This window comes from Agrobacterium sp. GW821-FHT14E08, from assembly GCF_058803865.1.
The window spans coordinates 51,507-65,540 of the sequence record NZ_JBXAPJ010000006.1 but is presented as its reverse complement, the minus strand read 5'-3'; the positions used below and the strand labels follow the sequence as shown (position 1 = coordinate 65,540).

At 62.0% G+C, this 14,034-nt stretch carries 9 protein-coding genes; 2 read left to right on the top strand and 7 right to left on the bottom strand.

The window, feature by feature from the left end; all coding sequences use genetic code 11:
• Nucleotides 1-50 precede the first annotated feature (50 nt).
• From AC1ROR_RS20105 to AC1ROR_RS20075, 7 genes are all read right to left on the bottom strand, one after another.
• Nucleotides 51-401, bottom strand: coding sequence for a DUF488 domain-containing protein (locus tag AC1ROR_RS20105; protein WP_498590488.1), 351 nt, complete (start codon nt 399-401; stop codon nt 51-53).
• 255 nt (nt 402-656) lie between these two features.
• Complete coding sequence (locus tag AC1ROR_RS20100) at nt 657-2,570, bottom strand: PhoX family protein (RefSeq protein WP_498590487.1); 1,914 nt, start codon at nt 2,568-2,570, stop codon at nt 657-659.
• Nucleotides 2,571-2,697: 127 nt separating this feature from the next.
• Complete coding sequence (locus AC1ROR_RS20095) at nt 2,698-3,411, bottom strand: 4'-phosphopantetheinyl transferase family protein (protein WP_498590486.1); 714 nt, start codon at nt 3,409-3,411, stop codon at nt 2,698-2,700.
• 84 nt (nt 3,412-3,495) lie between these two features.
• The gene (dhbA, locus tag AC1ROR_RS20090) at nt 3,496-4,251 is read right to left on the bottom strand and encodes a 2,3-dihydro-2,3-dihydroxybenzoate dehydrogenase (RefSeq protein WP_498590485.1); all 756 of its coding nucleotides are present in this window, start codon (nt 4,249-4,251) and stop codon (nt 3,496-3,498) included.
• Nucleotides 4,252-4,264: 13 nt separating this feature from the next.
• Nucleotides 4,265-5,134 carry an isochorismatase gene (locus tag AC1ROR_RS20085; protein ID WP_498590484.1) on the bottom strand — a complete coding sequence of 290 codons (870 nt, stop codon included), beginning with the start codon at nt 5,132-5,134 and terminating at the stop codon, nt 4,265-4,267.
• Nucleotides 5,135-5,230: 96 nt separating this feature from the next.
• Nucleotides 5,231-6,856: a (2,3-dihydroxybenzoyl)adenylate synthase gene (locus AC1ROR_RS20080; protein WP_498590483.1), complete on the bottom strand. Its 1,626-nt coding sequence runs from the start codon at nt 6,854-6,856 to the stop codon at nt 5,231-5,233.
• A gap of 19 nt (nt 6,857-6,875) precedes the next feature.
• Nucleotides 6,876-8,051 (bottom strand): isochorismate synthase, encoded by a 1,176-nt coding sequence (locus tag AC1ROR_RS20075; protein ID WP_498590482.1) that lies wholly within the window; start codon nt 8,049-8,051, stop codon nt 6,876-6,878.
• Between the two features lie 81 nt (nt 8,052-8,132).
• On the opposite strand from AC1ROR_RS20075, the gene AC1ROR_RS20070 reads away from it, so the two are divergent.
• Nucleotides 8,133-12,572, top strand: a complete 4,440-nt coding sequence (locus AC1ROR_RS20070; RefSeq protein WP_498590481.1) for an amino acid adenylation domain-containing protein — start codon at nt 8,133-8,135, stop codon at nt 12,570-12,572.
• A 49-nt stretch (nt 12,573-12,621) separates the two neighbouring features.
• Nucleotides 12,622-13,968 carry a condensation domain-containing protein gene (locus AC1ROR_RS20065; protein WP_498590480.1) on the top strand — a complete coding sequence of 449 codons (1,347 nt, stop codon included), beginning with the start codon at nt 12,622-12,624 and terminating at the stop codon, nt 13,966-13,968.
• Nucleotides 13,969-14,034: the final 66 nt, after the last annotated feature.

The following is a 14,034-nucleotide window of genomic DNA, read 5'->3' as shown; positions in this document are numbered from 1 at the left end:
CACACCTTGCCAGGCAGACAGCGCCCGGCCTGCGGGCGAGACGGCAAGATTCAGTGCGAACGGAGATAGTCGGCGAGAACGAGGGCGTGATTATGTTCGGTGTCATGGGCGGCATAAAGCAGCGTCACGCGCCCCTCGGCCATAAATGCCTTCATGCGCGCCACGGCGTCCAGATTGGCTGACAGTTCCGCGTCATAGTGGCGGGTGAATTCCGCAAAGCGTGACGGCATATGGGAAAAATTCTTGCGCAATTCGTTGCTCGGCGCGATCTCCTTCAGCCAGATGGAAAGCTGTGCAGTTTCCTTGCGCATGCCACGGGGCCAGAGCCGGTCCACCAGGATGCGCGCGCCGTCATCGTCGCTGGCAGGCTCATAAATCCGCTTGACCCTTATATCGTGCATGGGCGTCCTCCCTCGCTTGGCAAGCCGACGATTTACAATATTTTTTCCGGAATTGCGCCGGAAAATCATCCTGCTTAAAATCTTGTCGTCGGAGCGTGCGGGCGTTGCGAGCCTTAGAGACAATTGCCGGGAGTGCTGTCAGCGACGTATCGAGATCGCTGATAACAAAACGCCGTGCGTCCTTCGGGCGCACGGCGTTTATAGAGTGGAACCGGACGGCCATTTGCCGCCATCCGGTTCGCTTATGTCAAAACGTCAGCCGATCTGCGCGTTGTCGTCACGCTTGATGGCGATGACGGTCGAGCGCGGCAGCTTGCCTTCGCCATCCGGGAAGGGGGCGTCGGGGTGCTGGATGCCGACGAAGTGGGTGCGCTTGTCGCCGGACCATGTCTGGCCGGTGACTTCGGAACCCTTCGGGGCGGTGAGGAAACGCTCGATACGGCCGGTGGCCGGGTCACCCGCCAGCATCTGGTTGTTGCCCTGGCCGGCGAAGTTGCCTTCATTGCTGTCTTCGCCGTCGGTCTGGATCCAGAGGAGACCGGTCGAGTCGAACATCATGCCATCAGGCGAATTGAACATGTTGCCTTCGTTGATGTTCGAGGAGCCGGCAAAGGCGTCCTTGTGAACGGAAGGGTTGCCGGCCATGCAGAACAGGTCCCACTTGAACTTGCCGTCCGCATGGTCGTCATTTTCCGGATACCAGCGCACGATCTGGCCGTATTCGTTCTTTTCGCGCGGGTTGGCGGCGTTGATGGCCATGGCGTCGCCGCCGGCATTGGCGCGCAGCTTGCCGTCCTTCATTTCGCCGCGGCGACTGTTGTTGGTCAGCGCGCAATAGGCTTCGATGGCGACCGGGTTGATGGCGACCCATTCCGGGCGGTCCATGGTCGTTGCACCCACCTTGGAAGCGGCCTGACGGGTGAAGACGCAGATTTCATCGATCTTCATGCCGGTGGTCTCAGGTGTGAGAGCCACCCATTCGCCGGCGCCGTCATCGGCGAATTTGGCGACGTGAAGCGTGCCTTCGTCGAGCAGTTTCGAGGTGTCGCCGCCCGGCACGTAAATGCCGTTGGAGACAAATTTATAGAGGAACTCGCCACGCTCGTCGTCACCCATGTAAACGACGACACGGCCGTCACGGGCAATCACCACGGCGGCGTTCTCGTGCTTGATGCGGCCAAGCGCAGTGCGCTTGATCGGGGTGGAGGAGGCATCCGAAGGATCGATCTCGACCACGTAGCCGGCGCGGCGCGGCTCGTTGGGGTTCTTGGCGACGTCGAAACGCGCGTCGAACTTCTCATAGGCGTAGCGGGTTTCGGCGACGATGCCATAACGCTTGTAGTCGTCAGGCAGCTTGAAGGCGGCGTCCGTGGTGCCGAAATAGCCGTTGAAGTTTTCCTCGCAGGTGAGATAGGTGCCCCAGGGCGTGCGGCCGGCGCCGCAATTGTTGAAGGTCCCGAGACAGTCGATGCCCTTCGGATCGGCGGCGGTCTTGACGAGATCGGAGCCGGCGGCCGGGCCGGAAAGCTTCATCGGCGTGTTGTGGTGGATACGGCGGTTGAAGGGGCTGTCGAGAACGATTTCCCAGCCCTCATTGCCTTCCGCGACTTCCATGACGGTGACGCCCTGCATGTTCTGCAGGATTTTTACGTCGTCGGCCGTCTTCGGGTTGCCTTTTTCGGCGTGCGGCAGGTTGGTTTCCGGGTTCACATATTCATGATTGACGGCGATCAGCTGATGAGCGCCGACCATGAACAGTTCCATGCCGTCGGTGTTTTCGCCGAAGACCTTGTCGGAGTTTTCAACGCTGACGCCCTTGGCGGGGTCGAGATCGGGAACGTTGGAGAACAGCGGCTGGCCCCATTTGGCGACCGGCTTCCAGCTGTAGCCTTCCGGCACGTGGATGGTGTGGTCGGTGGCAGCAGCGACCGGCTTGAAGGGGAAACGGCCGGCGGCAGCTTCCTGCGCCTCGGCGGAGGTGCTGGTCATCAGGTTGCCGAGCGTGCCCATGGCGGCCGCGGCCGAACCGAAGGCAAGCACGCCGCCAAGAAAGCCGCGGCGGGAAATCGCGGTTTCAACCACCCGGTCGAAATCGGTTTCGGCCGGCGGCGGGTTCTGCAGTTCGTCCCATTCGTCCCAGGACAATTTGCTTGTATCGATGTCGGTCATAGTCTGTCTCCACCGTTGCTTGTTTGGAATCATTCCAGCAAGGTGCCTACCGTCTCAATATTTCATGCGAATGACGGGAAGGGCAGTGGAACTGGTCATTTTCCCTTCAACGAGGCCGCTTTCTTCGTTAGCGCCCGATCAGGATGCGGGTGACGAGAAAGCCGTCGAAGCGGCAGAAACGGAAGGGAATCTCCGTTCCCCTGCGCCATTCACCGCCGATGTCGGCGGTCAGCCGCAGCGAGGCGGTGCCGTTGTCGTCTAAGCCGGATAGTTCGGCCGCGTCGAAAAAGAAAAAACGTTTCACTGTCGGATAAAGCGCCTTGAACAGGCTTTCCTTGGCCGAAAAGATCAAGCCGGTCATGAACGGATCGATGTCATTCCCGAGGCTGTGGCGTTCGTTTGCCGTCAGGGCCTGCGCGGCGATATCGCCGGCCTCCTCCTCGGTCAGGCGCCTTTCAATATCGATGCCGATGCCGCAGAACCGCTCGGAAGAGCCGGCGAGGGCAATCGCCCGTTCATGGCTGTGGGAAATCGCGCCGATCACGCCTTCTGGCCAGATCGGTGCGCGGTCCTCTCCCATGCCTGGAAAGGTGGAGCGGCCGGTGAGGCGGCGGATGGCCTCGGCCGCGCATCTGCGCCCGGCGATGAATTCTGCCTTGCGTCTGGGCAGGGCGTGTAAAAGCTGCGGCGGCAAGGGAGGGACCTCGCCGCCGCAGCCTTCCTCGGCGCTGTAACAAAGGGTGAGGCAATGGCAATCGCAGCTGTCGTCCGGCCAAGGCCAGATGGCCTCCGGTGGATCGCCGGAGACGGCTTTGCGATGAAACGCCGTTGCAATGGCCATGTCCGTCACCTTCATCCAGCGGCCTAGATCATGATGTGAGCGGGCTGGCGATACCGCTCACGCTTTTCGCCATCCCGCTCCCGTTTAGGCCGCAAGCGTCGCGCCGCCATCAACGACGATCTGCTGCATCGTCACATGGCCGGCCTGATCGGAAGCGAGAAACAGCACCGTATCGGCGATATCGTCCGGCCTCGCGATCTTGCCGAGCGGAATGCCGAGCTTGAACTGCTCGGGCAGGCCGGCGACCAGCCGGTCCTTGCCGGAAGGATCGCTCAGCATGCCGGCAAGCATCGGCGTATCGGTGGAACCGGGGGAGACGACATTGCAGCGCACGCCATAGGGCGCAAGCTCAAGGGCGGCGCAATGGCTGAGGCTGACCAGCGCCGCCTTGGAGGCGCAATAGGCCATCATGCCGATGCGCGGCACGACGGCGGCGTTGGAGCCGACATTGACGATTGCGCCGCGCCGCTGCCGCTTGAAGGTGCTGCTCCATTGCCGCAGCATATAGAACGGCCCGGCGGCGTTGACATCCATGCAGGCCTTCCAGTCCGCCGGCGTCAGGCTTTCGCTGTCGCCGAGCCGCAATATGCCGGCGGCATTGACCAGAATATCGAGCCCGCCCCATTCGCTCTCGATCGCCTTGCAGGTCGTCTCCACCGCCGCTGCGTCGGTGATGTCGAGCGCGATCTGGCGGAAGGGAGCCCCCACTGTGTCGGCCAGAAGGTCGAGGCCGATGACCTCGGCCCCTTCCTCGATGAAACGTTCGGCGATGCGGCGGCCGATGCCCTGGGCCGTGCCCGTCACCAGCACGCGCCGCCCGGTAAATCTCTGTTGCGTCATCTTGTCCGTCCGCTCAGGCTGCGAGCCGCTTTTCGTCGATCAGCGCCCACCAGGCGGAAAGTGTCGGCACACGGGCAAGCTCATCGAAGCCGACGGTGACACCGCGCTCCTTCAATTCGCCGGCAAGCTTCATCACCTGCAGCGAATCCAGCCCGTAGAAGATGAGGTTCTCATCGGGGTCGATGTCGCTTTCATCCTCCACCATCTGCAGGACACGGGCTTTCAGCCATTCGCGGGTGCCGGTGGCTTCGCCCGCGCCGACGAGGCTTGCGGTGTCGATCACCACGCCGCAACGCGTCGCCACATATTGCAGCGCCATGCGGTGCTCGGCCTCGGAAAAATCGGCGACGCCGTCACCGATCATGAAGGGCTGGATATCCTTCATAAAGGCTTCCACCGCCGTCATCATGCAGCCGATATGGGCGTAAACCCCGCCGACGATGATCTGGTCTCGGCCCCAGCCTTTTATGCGCTCTTCGAGGTCGGAACGCTGGAAGGCGCTGTAGCGCCATTTGGTCAACACCACGTCGTCAGGTGTCGGCGCAAGCTTGTCCACCACCTTCTGCAATTCGGGATCGACGACGGTGAGACCCGGTCCCCACATGTCGTTCAGGAGCGCGCGGTCGCCGGGTGGCTGGTTATGTGGCTGGGCGGTATAGATGACCGGCACGCCGTTCTGAACGGCCCATGCCTTCACCTTGGCGAGATTGTCAATGAGGCTGGTCATCAACTTGCCGTCGGCCTCGTAGAACCGCAGGAAATAACGCTGCATGTCGTGAATGAGCAGTACGGCGCGTTTCGCATCGGGCTGCCATTTTGTCTTGTTGGCCGGAAAGCTCGCGGCGACCGGCATCGGATAGTCGGAAATGGTGGGGATCGTCATGATGACCTCGGTTTTTTGCTGCGCCGGCTCGGGCAGCGCGTAATCTTTGGAGTTGGGGACGCCCTTTTGAGCGTCCCTTTCGATTGGCGCTGCGTGTCAGGCGCTGATGGCAACGGGGGCTGTCAGCAGGTCGCGCAGGCGCTTTTTGTCGATCTTGCCGACGGCGGTGAGCGGCATGGCCTCGATGAAGCGCACGCGGTCCGGCAGCTTGTAATCCGCGACGCCGAGGCCGGCGAGATGCTGGCGGATGGCCGGCGCCTTGAGCGCGGGATTGCGCGACACGACGAAGACGCAGCTTTTCTCGCCAAGAAGCTCGTCCTGCATCGCCACAAGCGCCGCGTGCGTCACATCCGGATGCCGCAGGATCAGGTTTTCCACCTCTTCCGAAGCCACCTTTTCGCCGCCGCGATTGATCTGGTCCTTCACCCGGCCAACGACCCGCAGATAACCTTCGGGCGTGCGCTGCACGACGTCGCCGGAATAATAGAAGCCGTCCTTGTCGAAGACCCGGGCGCTGTGTTCGGGGGCGCGGTAATAGCCCCGGAACGTATAGGGACCACGGGTCGCCAGCATGCCGGCTTCACCCTCGGGCACGTCGTTGCCGTCCTCGTCGACGATACGGATTTCGTCGTCCGGGCTGATCGGCCTGCCTTGCGTGGTGAAGACGATATGGTCGGGATCCCCGGCGCGGGTGTAGTTCACCAGACCTTCCGCCATGCCAAACACCTGCTGCAAATCGCAGTCCAGCACCTCCGGCACCTGGCGGGCGAGCGCTTCGGCGAAGCTTGCGCCGCCGACCTGCAGGAGCTTCAGCGACTTCAGCCGTTCGCGATGGGCGGGAGCCGCCTGCAGCCACAGGGCCACCGCCGGCGGCACCAGCGGCACAATGTCGACGCCGTGTTTTTCGATCAGATCGAAGCAGGCAAGCGGCTCCGGATTGGCGGCCATGATCAACGCGCCGCCGGCGTGGAACACACCGAGCGCGCCGGGTGAACTCATCGGGAAATTATGCGCCACCGGAATGGCGCATAGGAAACGGGTCTCAGGCGAAAGTTCGCAAATCTCCGCGCTGGCCCGGGCGCTGTAGTCATAGTCGTTATGCGTCCGGGGGATCAGTTTCGGCGTTCCGGTGCTGCCGCCGGAAAGCTGGAACAGCGCCACCTCATCGGCGGCGGAAGGGGCGTAAGCCGGTGGATTTTCTGCCGGAGCGGCCAGCTTCTGCTCCAGGCTGCGCTGCGGATCGGTTTCGCCGAGCAGCAGGGTCACGGCAAGCTTTGGAGAGACCGCCTTCAGCGCCTCCACAAATGTGTCATCGGCAAAAAGTTCGTGGGAACGCGAGCCGATCACCAGCTTCGGCGCGATCTGCTCCGCATAGGAGGTCATTTCCAGCCGGCGATGGCTGAAAAGCGCATTGACGGGGGCAGCGCCGATTTTGATGAGCGCGAAAAAGACGAGGTAGAACTCGGCGATGTTAGGCAATTGCACCAGTGCGGTGTCGCCGGTGCCGATGCCGGCGGCGGAGAGATGCCCGGCAAGATTGGAGGATTGCCGGTCGAGATCGGCATAGGTGAAGCGGCGTTCGCCGCAGATCAGCGCTGTCGCATCCGGCCGACGCTTCACCTGTTCGGTGAGAATGTCGCTCAGCGGTCTGTCGATCCAATAGCCGCGGTCGCGGTATCGGCGCGCCAGATCGTCGGGCCAGCGTTCAAATTCGATTGTCATGGTTTGTCCCCGGGAGAAATCAGGCAGAAAGACCGCAGGCGTTCAGCATGGTCTTGAGCTTGGTCTGCACTTCGGCCCATTCGGATTCGGGTTCCGAGGCCTCAACGATGCCGGCGCCCGCAAAGAGCCGCACGGTTTCCCGCTGCACGGTGCCGCAACGGATTGTCACCACCCATTCGCCATTACCTTGCGCATCCGTCCAGCCGACCATGCCGGTGAACAGCCCGCGCTCGAAAGGCTCGACGAAGCGGATAAGACGATGGGCGCGTTCGGTGGGAAAACCGCAAACGGCCGGTGTCGGATGCAGCAGGCACGCCAGCTGCAGCGCATTGGTGTCGGGATCGGCAAGCCGGCCCTCGATACGCGTCGAAAGATGCCAGAGAGCCGCGGTGCTGATGAGGGAGGGCTTTTCTGGAACGTCGATTTCAGCGCAGCAGGGCGAAAGCAGCGAGCGGATATCCTGGATCACCAGGCTATGCTCGTAATGGTCCTTTTCCGAAGCCGCAAGACGGTCGGCATTGGCCTTGTCCGCCACCGGGTCGGTCATGCGCTTTGCCGATCCCGCGAGCGGGTTCGAGATGACTTTTTCGCCCTGCTTGCGGATGAGAAGCTCGGGGCTGACGCCGATCAGATCACCGCCGTCTGGCAGCGGAATGCGGAACTGATAACCCTCGCGGTTCTGCTTGGCGAGGCTGGCGAGCAACCTTTCGACATTGACCTCGGAGGCGAAGGTCAATTCGCGCATCACCGAAAGCACCGCCTTGCGGACCTCGGAGTGGCGGAAATTGACGATGGCATGTTCGACGGCATGCTTGAAACCGCTCTCGTCCGGCAGGCTGTTCTGCCCCACAAGTGCCGGCATCGCCGAATCAGTCGAGGCCGCAGCGGTGCCCTTTGTGCTCCACTCATAGTTGTCCGGGATATAAAGGCATGACGGTTCGCTGACATCGAAGGGGATTGCGCCAATGGCGATGGGATTGTCCTGTCCTGCCCTGCGCGCCCGCTCAAAAGCGCCCTTTATCGCTTGCTGCAAAGGACTTGCGACGTCTTCGCCGCCCCTGGCGGGAAGCGTTATCTTTTCGCGAATACCTCTGGCACGCAATTCCCCGGTGCCGGAAGTAAACAGAAATTCTCTATTAAAATCAGTAATTTCGTCGGATTCGACGTCATTCGTCCTGAGTGCCCCAGTTTTCATGGGATGCCTCCTGTGCGAGTGGTTGACGATGGCTTATACTTGATTATGATAATCATGTTTTGTCAATCGGTGCAAAGTCACATGCTAAATTTAACCCCCATGCAGGGTGCTTATTGGGTCGGTCGAGAGGCGGGCGGGATACTCGGAAAAGTTACGCCGCATCTTTATCTCGAGTTCGAAGGCCCGCGGCTGGAGGCGGAAAGACTGGCTGTCGCGGTCGATAAACTGTGCCGGCGTCACCCCATGCTCAGCCTCAGGATCGATGCGGAAGGGTGCCAGAGTGTGGACCCCGCCGGCCGGCCGCTCCGCCTCGACGTGGAGGACATGACCGCACTGGATGAGGAAGCGCTTGCGCATCGTCTTGCCCTCAAGCGTGAGGCGTGGAGCCATCGTCAGGCTGATCTCCGTGTCTCACCGCCTGCGGCCCTGTCGATCAGCCTGCTGCCCGAGGGCCGCACCCGGCTGCATGTGGATACCGACATGCTGGCGATCGATCCGGCCAGCGTGCGAATCGTGATGGAGGACCTCGCCCGTTTTTATGAAGCTGGCGCAGATGAAGGCGCGCTCTCGGCTGAGCCGCCGCCGTCTTTTTTCAGCTGGGCGGAGCGTCTTCTCTCCGATCCGGAACTCAAGGCCCAGCGTGAAAAGGATCGGCTGTGGTGGCGGCAACAGATCGCCGATATTCCAGACGCCCCGCCATTGCCGTTCTTGCCCGATGACGCGTCACGCGCCGTTCATACCGATCGCCTTGCCGCGACGCTTTCACCGGCTGAACGCAGCAGTCTGGAACAGCTGGCGCGGCGCTGCTGCGTGACCACGTCCACCCTCCTGCTCGGTGTTTTTGCCCTGTCGCTCTCGCAGGCGACGGCTACGGAAAAATTCCGGCTTTCGGTGCCGGGTTTCTGGCGGGCGCCTTTGGTGGAGGGGGGCGATGACATCGTCGGTGAGTTCTCCAATGTTCTCGTGCTCGGTGTCGATATCAGGCCCACGGAGAGCCTGGAGCGGCTGCTTAGGCGGCTTTTTGACGAGATGAACGGGCGTCTCGCGCACCAGTCCTATCCCGGCGTCAGCGTCATGCGCGATCTTTCCCGGCTGCGCGGCGGTTTGCAAAGCTCGCCGGTGGTCTTCACCGCAGGTGTCGATCTTGCCGGTGGCGAGCTGTTTTCCGAGCGCGTCGGGCGGGTGTTCGGTCCGATGATCCACACCGTCTCGCAAGGGCCGGGCGTTGCGCTGGATGCGCAGGTTGCGGCGCTGGATGGCGGGCTTCTGATCAACTGGGACGTGCGGCTCGACGCCCTGCCGGAAAGCTGGCTGCGAGCCCTGTTTAACACCTACACCGCGCTTCTTCGCCGTCTCGCCGAAAGCCCCGATCTCGTTTCCGAGACTGTGGAGCGATTCGGCTCGCAGGCGCCGGAAGCGACAGCGCAGACAAAAGGAAATCCCATGGAACGGCCTCTCTCAGCCTTGCAAAAGGCCTATCTGCTCGGTCGTGGCACCCACCTGCCGCTCAGCGGCGTGGCGATGCAGGAGTTTCGAGAATATCGCGGCAATATCGATCCGGCATTGCTTCGCTCGCGCCTGACAGCAATGGTCGGGCGGCATGAAAGCCTGCGCACCCGCATCGATGAGCGGCGTCTGGTGCAGGTGGTCTCAGAAGAGCCGAAGCTCAACCTTGATATTGTTGATCTTTCGAACCTGTCCGCTGCCGAAGCCGAAGCGCGGATGGACGCTGTGCGGCGGGATTTCTCGCATGCCCATTTCGATCTTGCCGCCTCTCCCTGGCAGGTAACGGTCTTTCGCTTGCCGGAAATTGCGGCAGGCGATGGCGTGGTGGTCTTCCTGCGTTTCGACGCCCTCATTCTCGACGGACGGGGAATAGCCAGCCTTGCGGCGGAACTCTTCGATGACGTCGTGCCGCCCGCATCAACCGTCACAACCACCGCCGCGCAGCAGGATATCGCAGCGGCTCGTGCCGAGGACGCCGCCTATTGGGCGGAGAAACTTGAGGGTGTGGAAGTGCCCTCGCAATTGCCATGGAAAGCCGCGCTCGAAACCATTGCCGTTTCGCGCTACAGCCGCCAGAGCCTGACCGTGGAAAAACAACGCTTTACCACCTTTTCACGGATCGGCGCGAAAGAGCGGCTGTTCAAGAATTCGGCGCTGACGACGGTGATCCTCGATGTGCTGTCGCTTTGGCTGAACGAAGGCGCTCTCGTCGTCGGCATTCCCGTCGCCCCGCAGGTGGAAGGCGCGTTTGCCAACCGCTCGAGCTTCATCGCGGTCAAATGGGATGCGGCCAGGGGCGATTTTGCGGAGCGGGCCGCAGCTTTGCAAACGGATGTGCTTGAGGGCCTCAACCACCTCGCATTTTCGGGGATCGATCTCAATCGCATCCTTCTCAACGCCAATCCGGGCGGGCTTGCGCTGCCGGTGGTCATCACCAACGGCCTCTCCTGGCCCACGCTTTCGCAAGCATCCACGCTGCGCTGGACGGACGGGCTGACCCAGACACCGCAGGTGGCGCTGGATTTCCGCTTTTCGCAAAATCCGGATGGCGATCTCGTCCTCGATATCGATTATGCGGAACAGGCGATCGATGGCGCAATGGTGGCGGATATTCTCGGTGCCATCGAACGCGCCATTGCCGCGATTATGGCCCGCGGGACTTTCTCGCTCAGTCCGCGAGAGGTCGTCGATCTTTCCCATTACCGGTTGAACGGCGACGAGGGGAACTTCGTCTGCCCGCCATTTCTGGAACGGATCGCCGCCCATCTTTTTGAGGGTGACAGGTCGCGCACGGCGCTGATAAGCGGCAAACGGCGTATCGCCTATGGCGAACTCGCAGATTTGGTGGCACGGGCCATGGCCGGCCTGAAGGCGCGTGGCGTCGGTCGCGGGGATGTCGTGGCGGTGTGCCTGCCGCGCAGTCCGGAGCATACGGCCATCACGCTGGCCGCCGCGCTCACGGGTGCGATCTGGGTGCCGGTCGATGCCGGTTCGCCGGAAGACCGCCTGCGCTACCTGCTGACCAATTGCCGCCCGGCCATCATCGTTGCCCGCAATGTTCCGCAAGGCTTTGAGGCTATCGATCCCGAGGAGCTCCTGTCGACGCCGGCCACTTCCGATGTGCCCGTTGTCATGGCGGAACTGGCCGCGCTTTCGGCGAGCGAGGAGCCGGCCTATTATCTCTACACGTCAGGCACGACCGGCAAACCGAAATGCGTTGTGCTTTCCAACCGCGCCACGGCCAATGTCGTCGGCAGCACGCTCTCGGAATGGGGCGTGACGGCAAGTGATGTGTTCATTTCAGTCACGCCTTTGCATCACGACATGTCTGTCTTCGATGTCTTCGGCGCGCTTACCGCCGGTGCGACGCTGGTGCTGCCGGAACCCGGCGAGGAAAAGGATGCGGTTCGCTGGAACGAACTGGTGGCCGAACATGGCGTGACGCTGTGGTGCTCGGTGCCGGCCATCCTTGAAATGCTCCTGTCCTGCCGCCGCGGCGATCAGCTCGGTTCGCTCCGGCTCGTCGCGCAGGGCGGTGACTACATCAAGCCTTCTGTCATCGAGGAGATGCGCCGGCTGAAGCCCGACATGCGGCTGATATCGCTTGGCGGACCGACGGAAACGACCATCTGGAGCATCTGGCATGAGATCGTGGCAGAGGACACCACGGCGATACCCTACGGACACCCCTTACCCGGCAATCGATATTTCATCCTCAACGATCAGGGCGGCCATTGCCCCGCCGGCGTCGTCGGCCGCATCCACACGGTGGGCGTGAATGTGGCGATCGGTTATCTGGAGGATGGCGCGATCACCCATACGGATTTCGTGACGTTGAGCGATCCCGACGGAAATGCGGTCCGCGCGTTTCGGGCCGGCGACCGGGGCCGTTACCGGCCGGATGGCAAGATCATGTTTGCAAGCCGGGTCAACGGCTACGTCAAGATACGCGGGGTGCGCGTCTCGCTGCCGGATGTAGAAAACGAACTTATCCGCCACCCTTCCATCCAGCGGGTGCTGGTGGTGGATTACGGTGCCGAGCAGAAAGGCGAGGCCGCCATCGGCGTGCTTTACGTTCCGATGCCCGGCCTTGAGCTCTCCGCAGCCGATCTGCGCAGTTTCGCCCGTAGACACCTGCCGGAATCCCACGTGCCCGGCCGTTTTCTCAATGTCGCCGACCTGCCGCTCTCGGCCAATGGTAAACCGGATCGCCGCCGCGCCCGCGAATTGCTGACGGCTGCGGAACCGGCGAAAACGCCGGCGGCTTTGGCAGTCAAGGTGGCCGATCAGGGCGATCGCCGCGTGCTGGATATCTATCTCGGCGTGCTGGGTAAAAGGCCCGCGAATGTGGACATGAACAGCGATCTGCTGGCGCTTGGCCTCTTGCCGTCGCATCTGAAAACCGTCTCGGCTGAAATCCGCAGCGCCTTCGGCGTGGAATTGACGCCGCAGCAGCTTTTACGGTGCCGCAGCGCCAGGCAGGTCAGCTCGCTTTTACCGGCTTCCGCGGCATGAGCTCCATCATCGCGGCCAGAACATCATAGAAATAACCAAGGAAAAACAGATGGCGCATATTGATCCTGCCGGCGGCTGGCTTCCCCTGACCCAGCCGCAACTCGATTTCTGGGAGGAGTTCTCCTTCCATCCCGACGAGCCGGTCTCCACCGTCGCCCATTACATCGATCTTTCCGGTGCCGTGAATGAAGGTGCCCTGCTTGAGGCGATCAAACGCACCGTGCGTGAATCGCAGGTGCTGTCGATTCGTTTCCGCGTGGGTGAGGATGGCGAGACGCCGCAGCAATGCTGCGATCCGCTCCAGGCCCCAGTTGTCGAGCTTGTGGATCTGCGCACCGTCTTCGCCCCCTTCGAAGAAGCGATGCTGCGGATGAATGCCGATGTTGAGGCAAGGCTTGATCTTCGAACCGACAGGCTCTCTGCGCAGGTGCTTTATCGCATCAGTGACGACCGTTACCTCTGGTATATCCGCGCCCATCATATCGTCGTTGATGGTTATGGCCTGACGCTGGTGGAGCAGCGCTGCGGGCAGCTTTACGGGCACTATTGCGGCAAGGGCGAGGCCGGTCCCGATTTTCATCCCTTCGGCAGTTTTCTGGCAGAGGAGGATGCCTATCGGCAGAGCCGCCGTTTCGAAAAGGACCGCGATTTCTGGACGGCCTATCTTGCCCCGCCGGTGGATTTGCCCGTGCTGGACAAGGATTGTGAGGATTATGGCGGTGGCGGCCTGCATGCCGATGCGGGATTGCCGGAAGGTTTCAGCACAAGGCTGCAACATATATCCCGCGCACTGGAGATCGGCTGGCCAGACCTGCTGGTGCTGCTCTCCGGCCTCTATCTTCACCGCAACTTGCCGCGCCCGGATCGCGACGTGCTGACGCTGTGGCTGCCCTTCATGAGCCGCTGGGGCAGCGTTGGCGCGCATATGCCCGCGATGCTCGTTAATATATTGCCGTTCCATCTGACAATCGAACCGCAGGAAACCCTTGGCGGCTTCCTGGCGCGCAATGCCGCCAATCTGCGCAAGCAGCGCCTGCATGGCCGTTACCGCATCGAACAGATCGCCGCCGATCGGGAGATATCGAAGGGCCGGCGGTTCTTTTTCTCTCCGCTCATCAACGTCCTGCCTTTCAGCGCACCGGTCTTTGCGGAGCTTGTCGTCTCCCGGCACATTCTCGCCAATGGCCCCGGCGATGGCTTCAACCTGACCTTCCGTGGCGAGGATGACGGCAGCGATCTCAACCTGCATATCGACGCGGATTCGGCGCTGACGGAAGCGGACGATTTCGCGCGTTATCGTGAGGAGCTGCCGCTGTTTCTGGATGCCATGCTGCACAGCGAGGCGCTGGCGGTTGCGGCTGAAGAGGTTTCCGCGAGGTTCCGCCTGGCGGTTTGAATGGCGTGCCGACATTGGTGGCATGGGATGAATAGCAGGAGGCTGGTGATGATCGTCTCCCCACGC

Coding starts and splice junctions, on each gene's coding strand:
- dhbA (WP_498590485.1), bottom strand. CDS start 4,251: ATGACGCAACAGAGATTTACCGGGCGGCGCGTGCTGGTGACGGGCACG.
- AC1ROR_RS20085 (WP_498590484.1), bottom strand. CDS start 5,134: ATGACGATCCCCACCATTTCCGACTATCCGATGCCGGTCGCCGCGAGC.
- AC1ROR_RS20100 (WP_498590487.1), bottom strand. CDS start 2,570: ATGACCGACATCGATACAAGCAAATTGTCCTGGGACGAATGGGACGAA.
- AC1ROR_RS20080 (WP_498590483.1), bottom strand. CDS start 6,856: ATGACAATCGAATTTGAACGCTGGCCCGACGATCTGGCGCGCCGATAC.
- AC1ROR_RS20065 (WP_498590480.1), top strand. CDS start 12,622: ATGGCGCATATTGATCCTGCCGGCGGCTGGCTTCCCCTGACCCAGCCG.
- AC1ROR_RS20105 (WP_498590488.1), bottom strand. CDS start 401: ATGCACGATATAAGGGTCAAGCGGATTTATGAGCCTGCCAGCGACGAT.
- AC1ROR_RS20095 (WP_498590486.1), bottom strand. CDS start 3,411: ATGGCCATTGCAACGGCGTTTCATCGCAAAGCCGTCTCCGGCGATCCA.
- AC1ROR_RS20075 (WP_498590482.1), bottom strand. CDS start 8,051: ATGAAAACTGGGGCACTCAGGACGAATGACGTCGAATCCGACGAAATT.
- AC1ROR_RS20070 (WP_498590481.1), top strand. CDS start 8,133: ATGCTAAATTTAACCCCCATGCAGGGTGCTTATTGGGTCGGTCGAGAG.